The 16,848-nt window shown below is 42.4% G+C and carries 13 protein-coding genes; 5 read left to right on the top strand and 8 right to left on the bottom strand.

Going from position 1 to position 16,848, the window contains the following annotated elements; translation table 11 throughout:
- Positions 1-19: 19 nt before the first annotated feature.
- Positions 20-4,324 carry a two-component regulator propeller domain-containing protein gene (locus ABID99_RS11670; RefSeq protein WP_373613810.1) on the bottom strand — a complete coding sequence of 1,435 codons (4,305 nt, stop codon included), beginning with the start codon at positions 4,322-4,324 and terminating at the stop codon, positions 20-22.
- A gap of 173 nt (positions 4,325-4,497) precedes the next feature.
- Here ABID99_RS11670 and ABID99_RS11675 point away from each other — a divergent pair, with 173 nt between their 5' ends.
- The gene (locus ABID99_RS11675) at positions 4,498-4,710 is read left to right on the top strand and encodes a VF530 family DNA-binding protein (RefSeq protein ID WP_091170888.1); all 213 of its coding nucleotides are present in this window, start codon (positions 4,498-4,500) and stop codon (positions 4,708-4,710) included.
- A gap of 63 nt (positions 4,711-4,773) precedes the next feature.
- On the opposite strand, the gene ABID99_RS11680 is transcribed toward ABID99_RS11675, so the two are convergent.
- The 4 genes from ABID99_RS11680 to ABID99_RS11695 form a co-directional block, all read right to left on the bottom strand.
- Positions 4,774-6,072 (bottom strand): DEAD/DEAH box helicase, encoded by a 1,299-nt coding sequence (locus tag ABID99_RS11680; protein WP_188831960.1) that lies wholly within the window; start codon positions 6,070-6,072, stop codon positions 4,774-4,776.
- A 405-nt stretch (positions 6,073-6,477) separates the two neighbouring features.
- The gene (locus ABID99_RS11685) at positions 6,478-7,290 is read right to left on the bottom strand and encodes a tRNA pseudouridine(38-40) synthase TruA (protein ID WP_176624762.1); all 813 of its coding nucleotides are present in this window, start codon (positions 7,288-7,290) and stop codon (positions 6,478-6,480) included.
- Between the two features lie 93 nt (positions 7,291-7,383).
- The gene (locus tag ABID99_RS11690) at positions 7,384-7,608 is read right to left on the bottom strand and encodes a CDGSH iron-sulfur domain-containing protein (RefSeq protein ID WP_090525766.1); all 225 of its coding nucleotides are present in this window, start codon (positions 7,606-7,608) and stop codon (positions 7,384-7,386) included.
- Between the two features lie 104 nt (positions 7,609-7,712).
- On the bottom strand, positions 7,713-7,940 hold the full coding sequence (locus ABID99_RS11695) for a hypothetical protein (RefSeq protein WP_354482923.1): 228 nt from the start codon (positions 7,938-7,940) through the stop codon (positions 7,713-7,715).
- A gap of 148 nt (positions 7,941-8,088) precedes the next feature.
- Between ABID99_RS11695 and ABID99_RS11700 the strand changes: the two genes are divergently transcribed.
- The 4 genes from ABID99_RS11700 to ABID99_RS11715 all read left to right on the top strand — a co-directional run bounded on the left by ABID99_RS11700 (position 8,089) and on the right by ABID99_RS11715 (position 13,192).
- Positions 8,089-9,120, top strand: a complete 1,032-nt coding sequence (locus ABID99_RS11700; RefSeq protein WP_373613811.1) for an aldo/keto reductase — start codon at positions 8,089-8,091, stop codon at positions 9,118-9,120.
- A 164-nt stretch (positions 9,121-9,284) separates the two neighbouring features.
- On the top strand, positions 9,285-10,103 hold the full coding sequence (locus ABID99_RS11705) for a peptidoglycan-binding protein (protein ID WP_373613812.1): 819 nt from the start codon (positions 9,285-9,287) through the stop codon (positions 10,101-10,103).
- A gap of 325 nt (positions 10,104-10,428) precedes the next feature.
- Positions 10,429-11,760: a Gfo/Idh/MocA family protein gene (locus tag ABID99_RS11710; protein WP_373613813.1), complete on the top strand. Its 1,332-nt coding sequence runs from the start codon at positions 10,429-10,431 to the stop codon at positions 11,758-11,760.
- Positions 11,761-11,830: 70 nt separating this feature from the next.
- Positions 11,831-13,192: a DUF1080 domain-containing protein gene (locus ABID99_RS11715; RefSeq protein ID WP_373613814.1), complete on the top strand. Its 1,362-nt coding sequence runs from the start codon at positions 11,831-11,833 to the stop codon at positions 13,190-13,192.
- Positions 13,193-13,299: 107 nt separating this feature from the next.
- Here the strand turns inward: ABID99_RS11715 and ABID99_RS11720 are convergent, their stop codons facing one another.
- From ABID99_RS11720 to ABID99_RS11730, 3 genes are all read right to left on the bottom strand, one after another.
- Positions 13,300-14,328: a GntR family transcriptional regulator gene (locus ABID99_RS11720; protein ID WP_188831954.1), complete on the bottom strand. Its 1,029-nt coding sequence runs from the start codon at positions 14,326-14,328 to the stop codon at positions 13,300-13,302.
- Positions 14,329-14,447: 119 nt separating this feature from the next.
- Complete coding sequence (locus ABID99_RS11725) at positions 14,448-15,458, bottom strand: cytochrome d ubiquinol oxidase subunit II (protein WP_373613815.1); 1,011 nt, start codon at positions 15,456-15,458, stop codon at positions 14,448-14,450.
- A complete protein-coding gene (locus ABID99_RS11730; RefSeq protein ID WP_373613816.1) occupies positions 15,455-16,777 on the bottom strand; it encodes a cytochrome ubiquinol oxidase subunit I in 1,323 nt (440 codons plus the stop codon). The genes ABID99_RS11725 and ABID99_RS11730 overlap by 4 nt, the downstream gene beginning before the upstream one ends.
- Positions 16,778-16,848 lie beyond the last annotated feature (71 nt).

Here is a 16,848-nt window from a genome sequence, read left to right on the forward strand (position 1 = left end):
GTAGCTTTGCTTTTAACAGTTAAACATACTTGCCCCTTACATTCTTCATCATTTTGTAAGCACCCTTTAAAACATTGATCAGTGCTTCGGTTTTCATGGGTTTGGCAATATAATCGTCCATGCCTTCGCTTATACACATATCCCGGTCGTCAGGGCCGGCATTAGCGGTCATAGCAATGATAAAAGGCTGCTTAAAAGCATATTGACGAATATGGCGGGTCGCCTCAAAACCATCCATTTCAGGCATTTGTACATCCATGAAAATTACATCGAAGGTTGGATTAGCCTTTAATTTATCGAGCGTTTGGTGCCCGTTATGGGCCAGTTCAAAACTATAGCCCAGCTTCTCCAACATGCGGCTAATGAGCTTTTGATTAACCGTGTTATCTTCAGCCACAAGTATGCTGAGGGGGTGATCTTTCGCAAAATTTACATCAAGCAGTTTATCCGGCTTTGCTTCAGGAGCCGGCGCCTGTTTTTTCCCCTGGAACTCAGCCTGTAGGCTTTTACCTAATTGCGATTGTTTTACTGGCTTGGTTAAAATAGTTGAAAATAAACCCGGATATTTTTTCTTTGAACCATCGCCTATGGAACTAAGCATAATTACCGGCAATTCTCCATAATTGCTCTTGATTTCCCGCGCCAATCCTACACCATCCATCTCAGGCATTTCCATATCGGTTATAACCAGGTTAAATCCATTATTGGCAGTAAGGATGTCAAGCGCCTGCCTGCCCGAGGCCGCCGCCACCGTTTGGATTCCCCATTGTTCGAGCTGCGTTTGCAGGATAAAGCGGTTCGTTTTATTATCATCAATAATAAGCACCTTTTTGCCCTCAAGCTCTTCGGCATTAAAAACAATAGGTACATGTTTCGACTGTTTGTTGCTGATAGTGGCTTTTATGGTAAATACAAAAACAGAGCCTTCTCCATAAACACTTTCAGCCCATATTTCGCCCCCCATTAAGTTTACCAGGCGCTGGCTGATCACAAGGCCAAGCCCGGTGCCTCCATATTTGCGCGTGGTAGATGAATCAACCTGCGAAAACGCATTAAACAAAGTTGTCAATTTATCCTCCGGGATTCCTATACCGGTATCCATCACGCTAAAACCAATCTCAATTTCCTTATCGCCAATATTTTTGGATAAAAACACTTTAATAAATACTTCGCCGCATTCGGTAAACTTAAGTGCATTACCAGTTAAATTAGTGAGCACCTGTTTTAATCTCAAGCTATCGCCAATTACCTGCTGTGGTAGGGCGGGGTCAATCTGGTAAACCAGCTCCAGTTCGCGTTTGGCTGCATTTTGCGAAAAGATATCCATCACCTCTTCGATACACTGGCGCAGGTCAAAATCTTCCTGCTCCATTTCCATCTTTCCTGATTCGATTTTGGAGAAATCAAGGATATCATTGATCACATTTACCAAACTATCGCCGCAGGAAATAATGGTATCCGTATAATCGCGCTGCTCGGCATTCAGTTCAGTTTCGCCCAGGAGCGAGGCCATGCCAATAACGCCGTTCATGGGCGTCCTGATCTCATGGCTCATGGTAGCTAAAAATATGCTTTTGGCCTGGTTGGCTTTATCAGCTTCTTCCCGGGCCTCACGTTCCTGTTCTTTTTGCAGTTGCAGCTCTTCCGATTGGGAAAGCAGTTCTTCGTTCAAAGCCTGTAACTCTTCTGACTGATTTTGGAGTTCGGCATTTAATGTCTGCAGATTTTCGGACTGTGTTTTCAACTCTTCCGATTGTTGCATTACCTCGGCGGTACGTTCGCTAACCTGCTTTTCAAGCAGGTTTTTTTGTTTCACTATAGCATTTACTTTATAGCGATAAAATGCATAAATGGCCGTAACAATCAGCACGATCAGCAAACTGATAAACCACCAGGTAAGCCAGAAAGGCGGCAGCACAGTTACATTCAGGCTTACCTGCCGGATAGACCATTTACCATCGGCGCTGCGGCTTTTCACCCTGAATACATAATTTCCGGCCGGCAGATTGGTATACGTGGCCGTGTTTTTATTGCCTACATAATTCCATGCTTTATCAAAGCCGTCGAGTAGATAAGCATACGTTCCCTTGTTGCTTAGGGCAAAGTCCATAGATACATATTCAAACGATATAACCGATTGATCATGCGTTAAGGTTATTGATTTTGTTTCGGAAATATCTTCTTTCAGGGGCGAAGGATCATCGCTGTTTTGAGCTACGCGGATAGATTTGTTATAAATCTGAAAATCGGTAAGTACCAGTGGAGGGTTATATATATTTTCATGGATATTTTCAGGATTAAACATATTAAACCCGTTAACCCCGCCAAAGTACATGGTGCCATCATGACTTTTTACAGCCGAGTGAGGCTTAAACTCGTCGGCCTGTAAACCATCCTCAATGGTGAAATTCCTGAAATGGTTAGTTTTAGGATTGTATTTGGAAATGCCTTTATTGGTACTGATCCATAAATTACCGCTGTTATCTTCTTCAACTGCGTAAGCGTAATCATTGGGAAGGCCATCCTTTGCTTTAAAATTTGTAACCTTACCGGTAGCAGGATTTAAGCGATAGATACCGCCGTAAGTGCAGATCCAGATATTACCCAGGTGATCTTCAAAAAGGTCGAGCGCGGTGTTGTTGCCTACCGCACTGTTCAGTTTTTCGTATTGTACCGGTTTAAATGAATCAGTTGCAGCATCATACAGGTTTACGCCTCCATCATTAGTGCCTACCCAAAGGTTACCTTTTGAATCGCCAAGCAGCGAATTGATATTATCACTGCTTATGCTTTTGGGGTTGCCGGGATCATGACGGTAATGAATAAACCTGTTGGTTTTAGGGTCAAATAAATCAAGCCCTGTCCCAAGCGTGCCAAACCATAGTTTTCCATCAAGTGTTTTAGTGATGGCATAAATGTTATTCCCGCCTATACTTGTACTATCGTCCGGATTATGTTTAAATGTCCTGAACCTGCGGGTTTGCGGGTTCATCATACTTACCCCATCGCCCCAGGTGCCAATCCACAGGTTATTTTTCGCATCTTCCTGTATAGCCAAAACATAGTTTCCGCAAATACTGGCATTGTCGTTTTTGTTGTTTTTATAAACCTTAAACTCACCCTTCTCAGGGTTGAAAAGATTGAGGCCGCCGCCATCTGTGCCTTGCCATATGTTGTTATTTTCGTCTTCGTAAATGCTTAATACAAAGTTATTTGACAGACTATTTGGCTGGGCGCCGTGCTTGTAATGTATGAAGTTTTCGCTTGTTTTTTTATAAAAGTTAAGGCCTGATGCAAATGCAGCGATCCATATATTCCCGCTCTTATCTTTCAGGATCACATCTACCGAGTTATTAGCAATACTGCTGTTATCTACATCATCCTCAAAATGGTTGTTAAATTTTCCTTCAGCATAATTAAAAATACTTAACCCGCCGTTTTCCGTACCTATCCACAAGTTATGATTACTGTCTTCGACCATGCATTGCACCGTGTTGTACGAAAGGGAATTATTATCGTGCGGATCATTCTTATAATGAGTAAAAGTTTGGGTTGCCGGATTAAACAAATTAAGGCCCCCATCACTCACCCCAACCCATAAACGATGATCGCTATCCTCCAAAATAGCATTGACCTTGTTGGCTGATATAGAAGAGGAGATGCTTTCATCATGATCAAAGCGGGTAAAATCACCGCTTTGAGGCTTATAAAGATTTAGTCCGCCGTAGGTTGTGCCCACCCATACCTTATTTTGACTGTCCACATAAACTGTACGGACATTGTTATCGCTTAAACTGGTTGCATCGGCTGCATTATACCGGTAATGGGTAAACTTTTTTTTCGCGATATTAAACTGATCAAGACCTTCTTTTTGATTCGAGATCCACAGGTTTCCGCTTTTATCAAGCGCTATTTTAACTAAGATATCGCTCGCAATTGAATTGGTATTGTTTCGATTATGGCGATAATGGATAAAACGATCAAGTTTACGGTCATACATGTTTAAACCGCCACCGCTGGTCGAGATCCACAGGTTTCCGTTTTTGTCCTCAAGTACATCCTGAACAAAGCTGTTGCTGATACTGTTAGTATCGTTAACGATGTTTTTAAAAACTTTGAATTTGTTACCGTCATAACGGTTAAGACCGTCGCGCGTGCCCACCCATATAAAGCCGCGGCTATCCTGCATAATACAATTGATGTTTAACTCAGAAAGCCCCTCGCGGCTGCCGATATGCTGAAAATGAATGGGGCGGTTTTGTGAAAACACGCATAACGAAATAGCTTGCAACAATAAAACAAGATAACACTTATAGCTATTCATTAAAATATTTTTGGGCAAATTGAAGAAGTGGTTTAACCGTGCATGATTGGCTGCATTAAATTTAATAAAATTTACCGTTTATTAAATATCAGCTAATATCATTTACTATTTAAACGGCAGGGCAACAAATTTTGTTATACCATTTTAACAAAACAAACATTTACTTTTGCCATATGCAGCAACAGCCCAATAACCCCTTACATGGCAAAACCCTTGAGATGATCCTAAATGAATTGGTAGCTCACTTTGGCTGGAAAGAGTTGGGCACACGGATCCGGATCAATTGTTTTAACGATGATCCAAGTATAAAATCAAGCCTCAAATTTTTGAGAAAAACTGATTGGGCAAGGAAAAAGGTAGAAGAGTTGTATTTGGAGATAGTATAGTAAAAATGCGATGGAGACTTACGAAGTTTTTAAAACTTCGTAAGTCTGGATACAACGGAGTCTTTATCCGTGCTTTTTCTTCTTGTTCATTTTGGCCTTAGTACTGGCGCTTAAATTATAAGTTTTGGCATTCGACGCTTTCTTTTCATGAAAAGCTTCACCAACACCTGCGGGTTTAACATCTTCCTTAGCATCCGCTTTTTTAGGCTTCGACTCGGTTACTATCACCAGGTCATCCGGCAGCTCGGCTACAGGAATTTTATTCCCTATCATCTGCTCAATCTTTTTCACCTGGCTTAACTCAATATCAGTAGCAAATGTCATTGCCAGCGTTTCTTCCTTATCGTCAGGATTAGGATTTGCCACACGGCTAATAAACAGTTCATTATCTGCAGGCAAATCAAAATGGATCAGGAAGGGGATACCGCTCAGGTTAAGGTTTTCGTCATTTTCGTTAGTCACGATCAGGATTCTTGCACCTGCTTCGGCTTTAAACTCTTCAATGGTTTTGAACCCCTTTGAGTCGAAGAACTTAGGGTTTAAGTATGCCACACCTGTACGTAAACGACTTTTAAGGCTTTGGAAAAGCTTTTCGGCAGTTGTTTGGGTGTTTACAAATACAATGGTTTTAGTAAACAGTTCTTCATCGTACATGAATAAATTGAGCAGGTTTAGCTTGGTGCCAAAGTTTGGTACGTTATATAAAAGCTGCTCATGGGTTTCAATAGCCGTTTCGCCCAGCTCATCAACCTCAATTGTAGCCGGTTGCCTCATGAACGGATCAAGCATTTTTTCGAGTTTGGCGTGCATCACCTCGGTAAACACCAGGTGCTGGCCCTTGTCAATACTGTTAGCCAATTCAACAACCGGCAATTGCAAACCTTTTTTTACAATCTGGTCGGCATCATCTATTACCAGCAAATCAACTTTATTTAAATTTAAGGCCAGTTTAAGATAGATGGCCCTTGCCCTGTCGGGAGTGGCTACAACAATGTCGGCACCGTCGGCAAGCTCATCCATCTGGCTTTCAAAGCCAGGGGTGACGTACAGGCCAACTATGCGGATAGATTTATTTTTGTTAAGCCTGTCAAACTGTTCTATAACAGCAAACACTTGTTCTTTTTCGGGTACAAGCACCAATACGCGCGGAACGCCTTCGGGAGCATAGTTAAAGCGGTTTAATACGCCTAATACATAAGTGGTGGTTTTTCCGCTGCCTTCAGGGCCAATGGCAATAATGTCCTGCCCGCCAATAATGCGGTTGATGGTTTTAAGCTGGAGCTCTTTAGGGTTTGCAAAACCGGCTTCGTTTACAGAACGCAATAATTGTTTATTAAGCTTCAATTTATCAGACCACGCCATCAGGATACTATTAAAATTTAAAATGAGGGTGCAAAAGTACCAAATTAACGCGTCATATTTTTAAAAATCAGCAGATAAGACAGGGGAACTGCATCTAAATATTTAGCGGCGACGACTTGCTATAAGATTGCTAACAAAATAAGGTTATGATGTTGGTGAGCAATCAGCATCAAATGATACTTGTTTTATGGCCTGATCGCGGTTAATGTCCCTGATTTCATGTGTACCTGCTTTTGCCGATAATAGCCACAAACATTCGGACATGTTTAAGTGCTCAAAACATCAGTTAGTGTAACCCTTGCTTCGGCTTAAGTGTCTTAATGTTAGTTATTTAAACGCGTTTTATTTAAAAAGTGTTAACCCTGTTAACCCCCATTTACATACGTTTGCCATGGCAAATAAATGTTATAGGGGGTACCAGTCTGTACTGTTGAGCAGTGAAAATGCCGACCGCGGTTCAAGATCAAGGTAACGATAAGTTACTTTTGAAAGATACAAGCCCTGGGGGTGTGCCGGAATAATGATTTTGGGTGTTTGTTTGTTGGCAATATAAAACTCAAATTCATCTGTGCTCATCTGTCCTTTGCCAATTTCAAGCAGGCGGCCAACAGTGATCCTGATCATCTTATATAAAAAGCGATTGGCAGTAATGTTGAATCTGAGCTTGCTTCCATTGCCGTCGATATAAAGCCCTGCAGATTTTACGTGGCAAATCGTGTGCTCAATCCTGTCGGGCGTTTTGCATAAGGCGCGGAAGTCGGTGTAATGAGGCAGGATGGAAACAGCCTTTTTCATTGCATCCAAGTCAAGATCCTGATCCGGATAAAGTGAACTGAAGTTACTAAGAAATGGGTCTTTATAATTATGGATGAAATAATCATAGGTACGGATTACGCCATCAAAACGGGCATGCGGATCGCCCTGCATCGGGATAATATCGAATACAGCAATATCATCCGGCAGCAGTTTGTTAAGGCGAAATAGCAGGTCGAAATCTAAATTATCAGGAATATCTGCGTGAAAAAAATACTGACTTGCATGCACCTTGGCATCGGTACGGCCGCAACCATTAATGGCAACAGGTTGTTTCAGGATTTTGGAAAGGGCCGTTTCAATCACCTCCTGCACCGTAATTGCTTTTGAAAGTTTTTGCCAGCCCGAATACCTGGCGCCATGATAACCTATATGAAAAAAGTGCCGCCTTGTTGATTTAAGCATAGTTTTCAAAAATGCAGATTATTTTAAAAATCGTGTATAAAACAAAAGCCCAATGTAATTAAACACCGGGCTTAATGTATATAAAACAATTGTTTATACTTTTTTTGGAGGCAAATCAAATGCGATAGCGTTATGCTCGAAATGGCCTTTGTGCGAACCATCACAAAATGGTTTGTTTGCTGATAAGCCGCAACGGCAAATAGAAACTACAGTACGGCCTTGTAAACCGTAAGCGTTGCCCTGCATATCAACAATTTCAAAATCGCCTTCTATTTTAACCGAACCGTTATTATTAATGGTAAGTTTAGTTTTCTCCATGTGTTAAATTTTGGCCAAAGTTAAAACTTGACAAGCCGCCAAAATTGTTTATTTGTTATTTAGAAGTGTTCCTGATTGGACAAAACAAGAGAGTGCGGATTAATTTAGTTGAATGACTGGTTAAACGCTACAAGCACCTGCAAAAACACGTCCCTGTCGAGTGCAAAGGAGGAAGGCTGTTCGGGTTTTAACGGTCTGCCATTTTTTATTTTTAGCGGAAATAAGGCAATAAAATCGCGAATGCTGATCTCATACCTTAGCATAGGATGGCGGCGATGGATTTCTTCCAGCCTCATCTCAAAAAGGGAAACGCTTAGCGGGTCTGCAATCATTACCCAAAACTAATATTTGTTTACCGCTCTGCACTGAAACACCGGCCATAAATGACAAACTTATGATCTGAAAAAATCCCTGCCGGTAACCATTCCGCATAAATTTGTGATACAGGCTACCGCCTGCTACATCATAAAACATTAAACTATGGAATACAGACAATTAGGCGCATCCGGTTTAAGGGTGCCGGTATTAAGTTTCGGCACTGCCACATTTGGCGGTGGTAATGAATTTTTTAAAGCATGGGGCAACACCCAGGTTGATGAGGCAAAAAAGCTGGTTAACATTTGCCTTGATGCCGGCATTAACTTATTTGACACCGCAAACGTTTATTCGCACGGCATCTCTGAAGAAATATTAGGTAAGGCCCTGGAAGGTATCCGTAATGAAGTACTGATCTCAACCAAGGCTACTTTCACTATGGGAAAAGGGGTTAACGACTTCGGCTCATCACGCTATCACCTGATTAAATCGGCCGAAGACAGCCTGCGCCGCTTAAATACCGACAGGATTGATATTTATCATATGCACGGCTTTGATGCCAACACCCCGGTTGAAGAAACATTAAGGGCACTTGATGATTTGGTGACCAGCGGTAAAGTGCGCTACATTGCCTGCTCAAACTTTTCGGGCTGGCATTTAATGAAATCACTGTCGGTGTCTGAAAAATATGGATGGAGCCGTTATGTAGCCCATCAGGCATATTATTCGTTACTTAACCGCGAGTTTGAATGGGAGCTGATGCCATTAGGTATCGATCAAAAAGTAAGCACTATTGTTTGGAGCCCGCTATCATCCGGCCAGTTGAGCGGAAAATTCAGGAGGGGAGAGCCGATCCCCGAAAACTCAAGGACCGTGCAGGGTGGCGCACATGGTCCGGCCACAAATTTTGAGCATTTATATAACATCGTTGATGTGCTTGACGAAGTTGCTGAAGAAACCGGTAAATCTGTGGCACAGGTAGCATTGAACTGGTTACTGCAAAGGCCTACCATTGCCAACCTGGTAATTGGCGCACGTAACGAAGAGCAGCTTAAGCAAAACCTCGGCGCCATAGGATGGAATTTGACGGTTGAGCAGGTTAAAAAATTGGATGCCGCCAGCGAGGTAGACCCAATATATCCATACTGGCACCAGCGCCAGAACTTAAAGCTGGTACCGCTGCCAATACAATATTAAAAATCAATAACAGGAAAGCTTACGTAAAACTACGTAAGCTTTCCTGTTAAATCCCGTAACAGTACGCTGTTATAGTTGTAATGATTGCTTTAGCTTTGCTTTTGAAGGTAATGAAATATCCATTATTACGATATCTAAACCTTATCACTATTAACCTTTCCTGTATGATTAAAAAACAATACCTTAAAGAAATAGCTATATCAGCTACCCAACAAAAAGGCAGTGCCTCAAACAATCAAAAAGAAGTAAGTAAAATTCAAAGCTGGCTTAACCTGTATGCGGTTACCAACCCTTCGGCAGGTACAGCAACAGGCATTGACGGCAGCTTTGGCCCGGGCACCGAAACAGCGGTTAAGAATTTCCAGAAGGCAAAAAACCTGCCGCAAACCGGCATTGTTGATAGCAATGTTTTCGGTGAGTTATGCCAACCCATGATAAAAGCATTTAAAAGCCCGGTTGCAGGTACCAGCTTAAGGGAATTGGTTGTGAATACAGCTATACAGCATTTAAGCAACGCACCATTTGAACTTACCGTTAAGGGGCAAAGTAATTGCGGTCCTTGGGTGCGGGCTTATATGGATAATAATGAAGGAACGGAGTGGTTTTGGTGCATGGGGTTTGTACAAACCATTATTGACCAGGCCGCAAGCCAGTTAGGAAAAGATTTCCGTACACTTATGCCGCTAACCTACAGTTGCGATACTGTTGGTACTACCGGCATTAATAAAGGTTTGTTAAGCCGTGTTGCAACAGTGAGATCTAATCCTGCTGTAGTAAAGCCCGGCGATATTTTCCTGGTTCAGAAAACGCCTAACGACTGGGTACATACAGGTATTGTTATTGGCGTACATGGCGACTTATTTGATACCATTGAAGGAAATACCAATACCGATGGAAGCAGCAACGGCAACGGCGTATACAAACGTGTACGTAATTTTCAATCTTCAAAGCTCGATGTTTTTTCGATACAACCTCTTGTTTAAAGCATGTCCTGCAAATTAATACTCCCGGAGCCCCTTGATGGGGCTTTTCGCTTTAAAAGCTAAAAGCTTAAGGCTGAAAGCCTAAAACCAATAGTTTGATAGTCGAAATTATTTAACGTTGACTACTTCGCTTTCAGCCTTAGGCTTTCTGCTTTAGGGTTAAGTAACATGTATGATCTTCGCTTTTAGCTCAATTAAGTAACAGTTAAATTACAATTGCTTCATAAAAAAATGGCCGGATAGCTTTAGCCCTTTCCAAAACTTAGCTAATTTGCGGCGCAGTCCGCCGGGGCGCGCTTATCAACCCAATTAACCTGTTTTGAATATGATCAATCGTAGAAAGTTTATTCAATCCACTGCTGTAGCTGGTACAAGTTTCCTGCTTGCGCCGCAACTATCAAAAGCTACCGGATTTTTTAAAGGATCGCCCAACGAAAAAGTAGTATTGGGAATGATGGGCACTAACAGCCGGGGATTATACCTTGCTCAAAGCTTTGCCAAGTTGCCCAATGTAGAGATAGGTTATATCTGCGATGTTGACTCAAACGTAGTTGCAAAAACGATTGATGCCATCTACAAGCAAACAGGCAAAAAGCCGCAGGGATTAACAGATATCCGCAAAATGCTGGAGATAAAGGATCTTGATGCGGTAGTGGTTGCCCCGCCCGATCACTGGCACGCACCCGCAACCATTATGGCCTGCCAGGCCGGCAAACATGTGTATGTAGAAAAGCCTTGTAGTCATAACCCGCACGAGGGGGAGATGGCTGTTGAAGCAGCAAATAAGTATAAACGACTGGTGCAAATGGGTAGCCAGCGTCGCTCATTCTCCAATGTGCAGGCCATGGTAAAGGAATTACATGATGGCGTAATCGGTCGTATTTATTATGCAAAGGGCTGGTATACCAATCATCGCGCAAGTATTGGTAAAGGCAAACAGGTATCTGTACCTGCCAATTTAAATTATGATTTGTGGCAGGGGCCGGCGCCAAGAAAGCCGTACCAGGATAACCTGATCCATTATAACTGGCACTGGTTTTGGAACTGGGGCACAGGCGAGGCCCTGAATAATGGTACGCATGAACTGGACGTGATTCGTTGGGGGCTCGGAGTTGATTACCCAAGCAAAGTGGTATCAACAGGCGGCCGCTTCCATTTTAATGACGACTGGCAAACGCCGGATACGCAAAACATCCTTTACAATTTCCCCAATAACACCGCTGCAGAGTGGGAATGCCGTAGTTGCAACGGCTTCGATATCGAAAAGTTAAGCAGGGGGGTAGTATTTTATGGAGATAAAGGAACCCTTTTTTATGATAGCGGCAATAGCTACCGGGTTTACGACGGTGATAACAAATTGGTAAAAGAAATTAAAGATGATACCAAGGTTGATGGCACCAACAAGGTAAGCCCAACGGAGGCGTTGGATGGCTTCCACATGAAAAACTTTGTCGATTCGGTAAGAGGGACAGATAAACTGAACTGCCCGATTGAGATCGGTTTCAAATCAACCCTGTTGCCGCAATTAGGCAATATCTCATATCGCGTTGATCGTGTATTGCATATCGATCCAAATAATGGTCGTATTTTAAATGACCCCGAAGCTCAAAAGCTTTGGAGCCGCGAATATGAAAAGGGTTGGGAAGTGAAGGTGTAATTTCTTAATTACGCTGTTGCTTCGTGTTCGCAATGACGATTTATTTTAATCAAACAAGAAAATATCAAATATGAAAAAAATAATCTACCCTGCAATTATGCTTTTGGCGTCAACGGCATTTAGCCCAGTAAACGCGCAAACCAAACTGTTTGATGGTAAAACCCTTAAAGGCTGGAAAAAGCTTGCCGGCAACGCCGATTATAAAGTAGAAGACGGAGCCATAGTAGGCACTACTGTACTCAACTCGGGCAATTCATTTTTAGTTACCGAAAAGGAATACGGTAATTTTATATTAGAGCTGGATGCTAAAATCGAAAGTGAATTGAGCAATTCGGGCGTGCAAACCCGCAGCCATTTTGACCCTGAGGGTAATAAAGGCAAAGGCAAGGTTTATGGCAGGCAATTTGAAATAGACCCATCCTCACGCAAATGGACTGGTGGTATTTATGACGAAGGCCGTCGCGACTGGCTATATCCGCTTGATCTGAACCCTAAAGCCAAAGATGCATTTAAAGTAGGCGAATACAATCACATTAAAATTGAATGTATCGGCAACGGGATGAAAACATGGGTAAACGGTGTCCCTGCAAGCGATGTTGTTGATACTATCGACAGCAAAGGCTTTATCGCTTTACAGGTGCATGCGGTAAGCGAAGAAAAGCAGGCTAATAAAAAGGTATACTTCAAAAACATAAACATTAAAACCACTAATTTAAAAGCTACCCGGTTTCCAAAGGATGTGTATGTTGTTAACCTTACACCAAACAGCATAACTGCTGCTGAAAAAGCAAACGGATGGAAATTATTATACGATGGCAAAACCAATACAGGCTGGCGCGGTGCTACCCTTAAAGGTTTCCCGGATAAAGGCTGGGAATATGCTGACGGTACTATGCATGTGCTGCCCTCTGCCGGACAGGAAGAATCTGGCGGCGGCGATATCGTCACCAATGATAATTATAGCGCTTTTGACCTGTCGTTTGAGTTTAAGCTTACTCCGGGTGCTAATAGCGGTGTCAAATATTTTGTCACCCTGTCTGAAGTTACCAAAGGGTCGGCTATTGGCCTGGAGTACCAGGTACTTGATGATAAACTGCACCCCGATGCCAAACTTGGCCGTGATGGCGACCGTACATTAGCCTCGTTGTATGACCTTATCAAAGCCAATAAACAAGAACGTTTTATACACCCGATAGGTGCCTGGAATACTGGTCGTGTGGTAGTATATCCAAACAACCATGTTGAGCACTACCTGAACGGCGTTAAAGTGCTGGAATACGACCGTGGTTCAAAAGCTTTTCGCGACCTGGTAGCCATCAGCAAGTACAAAATCTGGAAAAACTTCGGCGAAGCTCCCGAGGGCCATTTATTGCTACAAGATCATGGCAATGAGGTGTTTTTTAGAAGTATTAAGGTTAAGAACTTAAAATAAAAATAGCTTCAAATTGCGGAATCCGGACTTGCGAAGTTTTAAAACTTCGCAAGTCCGGATTCATCGTTACTTTTAAACTATCGTTCCCCCTTTAGGAGGTTAGGGTGCTACAACGAACTCCTCAACCTCACCGTAAACGGCACTGCAAAATGCTCGTGGCAGTTATTCAACGCAAACTCGGCGGTTTTGCTGCCCATTAATTTAAAATCGGTTGAGATGGTGGTGATACCGTCAAGAATGATCTCTTTAAGCGCCGTTTCGTTATAGGATATCACGCCAACGTCCTTAGCCACTTTTAAATCGGAAGCGATGATTTTTTTAATGAGCTCAACCAGGTCATCCTCTGTAAGACTGATATATACCGTATTTTTTTGGATTGTTTCTGTCGATAGCGTTTCAACGATATCATACTCAAAAGCATACTGCCTGCAAAAATTCAGGAAACCCTTCATGATCTCTTTAGAGTGATAGGTTTTGCCGGGGAAAATCAGCTTGAGCGTATGGTATTTACTCAGGTTATCCAACATGTTCTTCAGCGCTTCATAAACATCTGTAGCAAAATTCTCATATATCGCTGCAAATTTACCGTTTACACCAGGTACCAGGTTATCCAGTAAAATCAGCTTGTCTTTAGGGATGGTGTTGATGATTTCATGAGCCTTGGTTTCATTATCTAAAAAATGTGGGATAATGATGTATTTGGCATAATCGCTCTGGATATTCTCGGCAATGATCTTTTTAAAAAAGTAAAAATCATTGTTGTAGATATAAAAATCTATGGCGGCCTGCTCACCAATGGTAGCAACAAAGGCATCATAAATAATTTTCTTATGCGCGCTGAGTTTGTTGAATAACAGGAAAATCTTAAGCGGCTTCTGAAAATCGGTATTGGAAATAAAAAAGCCTTTTCCCGGAACAGAGCTTACTATGCCTTTTTCCTTCAATTCTTTATAAACGCGCTCAATGGTATTACGTGAAGTATCCAGTGCATAGCTGAGATCATTGATAGAAGGGAGCATATCATCCTTTACAATCTGCCCGCTTTCAATGGCCCTGATAATAGCATTGGAGAGTTGCAGGTACTTAGGCGTAATGGAGTATTCGTCGATTGACAGGATCTTTAAATAGTTCTTCACAACACAAATGTAATATTTGATGGCATATATTTGTCATTAGAACCATGATGCGCTTGATTTTACGATTAGCTTGATTTAGGGTGTGACATCATGAAATCCTAAAATCAGGCAAATCAAGATTAATTTTTCTTTTTAAACGCGTAATACAAATACCCCAGCGCCGGTAGTATAAACAAACTACCCACCAATAAACCGATCCCTAAGTCATCAATACTATTGCTATTGGCATGTTCGGTAAGCAAGGACATAGAACTGCCGTCTTTAAAAATAACAAACCTCGGGAAGCGCGAAAACCCAACTGATATCAATATCATACACACCTGGAAAGCCGCCAGTACCCTGATCCATTGCCGGTTGCGGCGATGTGATATAATTAAATAAAGTACTGCCAATGAAATGGTTGCAGCTATCACTGCAACTAAACTTACAGGGTTGCCAAAAATCCAGTTTGCCAGGCGGACATGCTCAAAATGAGAAGCCAAAAATACAAGTGCGCCGCATATTACGGCGGCAATGTTCATGATCTTCGCCTTGCGGATATAACGCTTAATTTCGTCAACGTCTTCAGTCTCGCCAACTATATAAATAGCTGCAAGGAAGCCGCACAGCGCCACGGTAAAAAAGCCAACAGATACCGAAAACCAGTTAAACCAGCTAAAGATGTAAGCGTGCACAAAATCAGTGGCTTTAGGATCAATCTGCCCGGATAGGGCACTGCCTGCAATGATACCCAGGAACAATGGCGTAACAAAACTTGAATAAACGAATATATGCGTATAAAATGCCTGTGTCTTTTCGTCTTTAATGGCGTCATAATTACGGAACGAAAAAGCGGTACCCCGGGCTATAACACCAAGCAGCATCACTAACAGCGGGATATGCAAATAAATACACATTTCGCTGTAAATAACCGGGAAGCCCACAAATAGCACCACCACGGTAATGATAAGCCACATATGATTGGCTTCCCAAATTGGGCCGATAGCCTGGTACATGATCTTGCGGGTGCGGTGTTTATTGTCAGTTGATGTAAAAAGCTCGATAATGCCAGCACCGAAGTCGGCTCCGCCTAATAAAAAGTAGAGGGTGATAGCCGCAAAAAGAAAAAGGATTACAATATATAGCATCATGGCTGGGCGGTTTTACGGTCATACAATTCAGGCACCATCTGGATTTGCCTTTTTAATAAAAATATAACAGCCACACTCAGCGTAAAATAAATAAAGCTGAACAGGTAAAAAGAATACTGAATACCCGGCATTGGTGTAACTGCTTCGCTGGTGCGCATAACGCCCTGTATAATCCATGGCTGTCGACCAACTTCGGTAACCGTCCAACCGGCTTCAAGGGCTATAAAACCAAGTGGTGTTGCCCAAATAAAAGTTTTCAGAAACCATGGTTTGGAAAGCAGGTCTTTCTTTTTCCAGAGTTCATAAAAATAGATGATCCCGATCAGCATCATCAAAACGCCTATGCCTACCATGATCTGGAATGCGTAATGGGTCACAGCTACCGGCGGCTGGTTTTTAACAGGGATCTTATCCAATCCATTCACCTGCGTTTTAAAATTGTCATGTACTAAAAAGCTTAATAAACCGGGAATTTCTAAGCCGTAGTTCACTTTTTTTGCAGCGGTATCAGGAATACCGCCGATAACCAGCGGTGCGTATTCCTGGGTGAGGAAGTAAGCTTCCATTGCAGCCAGTTTTGCGGGCTGGCTTTTAGCTGCATTTTTGGCTGATAAGTCGCCGCTGAAAGGTTGTAAAATAGCTGCGGCTGCCCCAAAGATGATAGCTATTTTAAACGCCTTAGTATGGAAAGCGATATTCTTTTTACGGTAGATCATGAGCGCATGGATTCCGGCCACGGCAAAGCCTGTGGCCGAAAAGGCGGCTATGATCATGTGCAACGACTCGGAAAACCAGGCCTTGTTAAACATGGCTTTTACCGGATCGATATTAATATATTGCCCGTTTACAAAATCGAAGCCCGAAGGGCTGTTCATCCAGGAATTGGCTGACACCACCAGGATACCTGATGCAACGCCGCTTATTCCAACAATAACGCCAGCTGTCCAATGTACCCAGTTATTTAATTTGTTCCAGCCATAAAGGAATAAGCCAAGCGCTATCGCTTCAATAAAAAAGGCGACACCTTCCAACGAAAACGGCATCCCGAAGATCGGTCCGGCGTGTTTCATGAAGCCGGGCCAAAGCAACCCGAGCTCAAAAGAGAGCATGGTGCCGGATACCGCGCCGGTAGCAAAAAATATAGCTACGCCTTTACTCCAGGCTACAGTGATGTTTTTATAAACCGGGTCCTGGGTTGTGATCCATTTATAATGCGATATGGCCATGAAAACCGGCATTACCATACCGATACAGGAGTATATGATATGAAAACCTAAGGATAAGGCCATTTGAGATCTGGCAGCTAAAAAATCATCCATACGTGTTATACTTAAATAATGGTTGAAATTAAAGCTTAATGTAACAAATCTGTAACTAAATCCTTATCGAT

It is taken from the genome of Mucilaginibacter sp. OAE612 (assembly GCF_041806395.1).
GTDB classification, from domain to species: Bacteria; Bacteroidota; Bacteroidia; order Sphingobacteriales; family Sphingobacteriaceae; genus Mucilaginibacter; species Mucilaginibacter rubeus.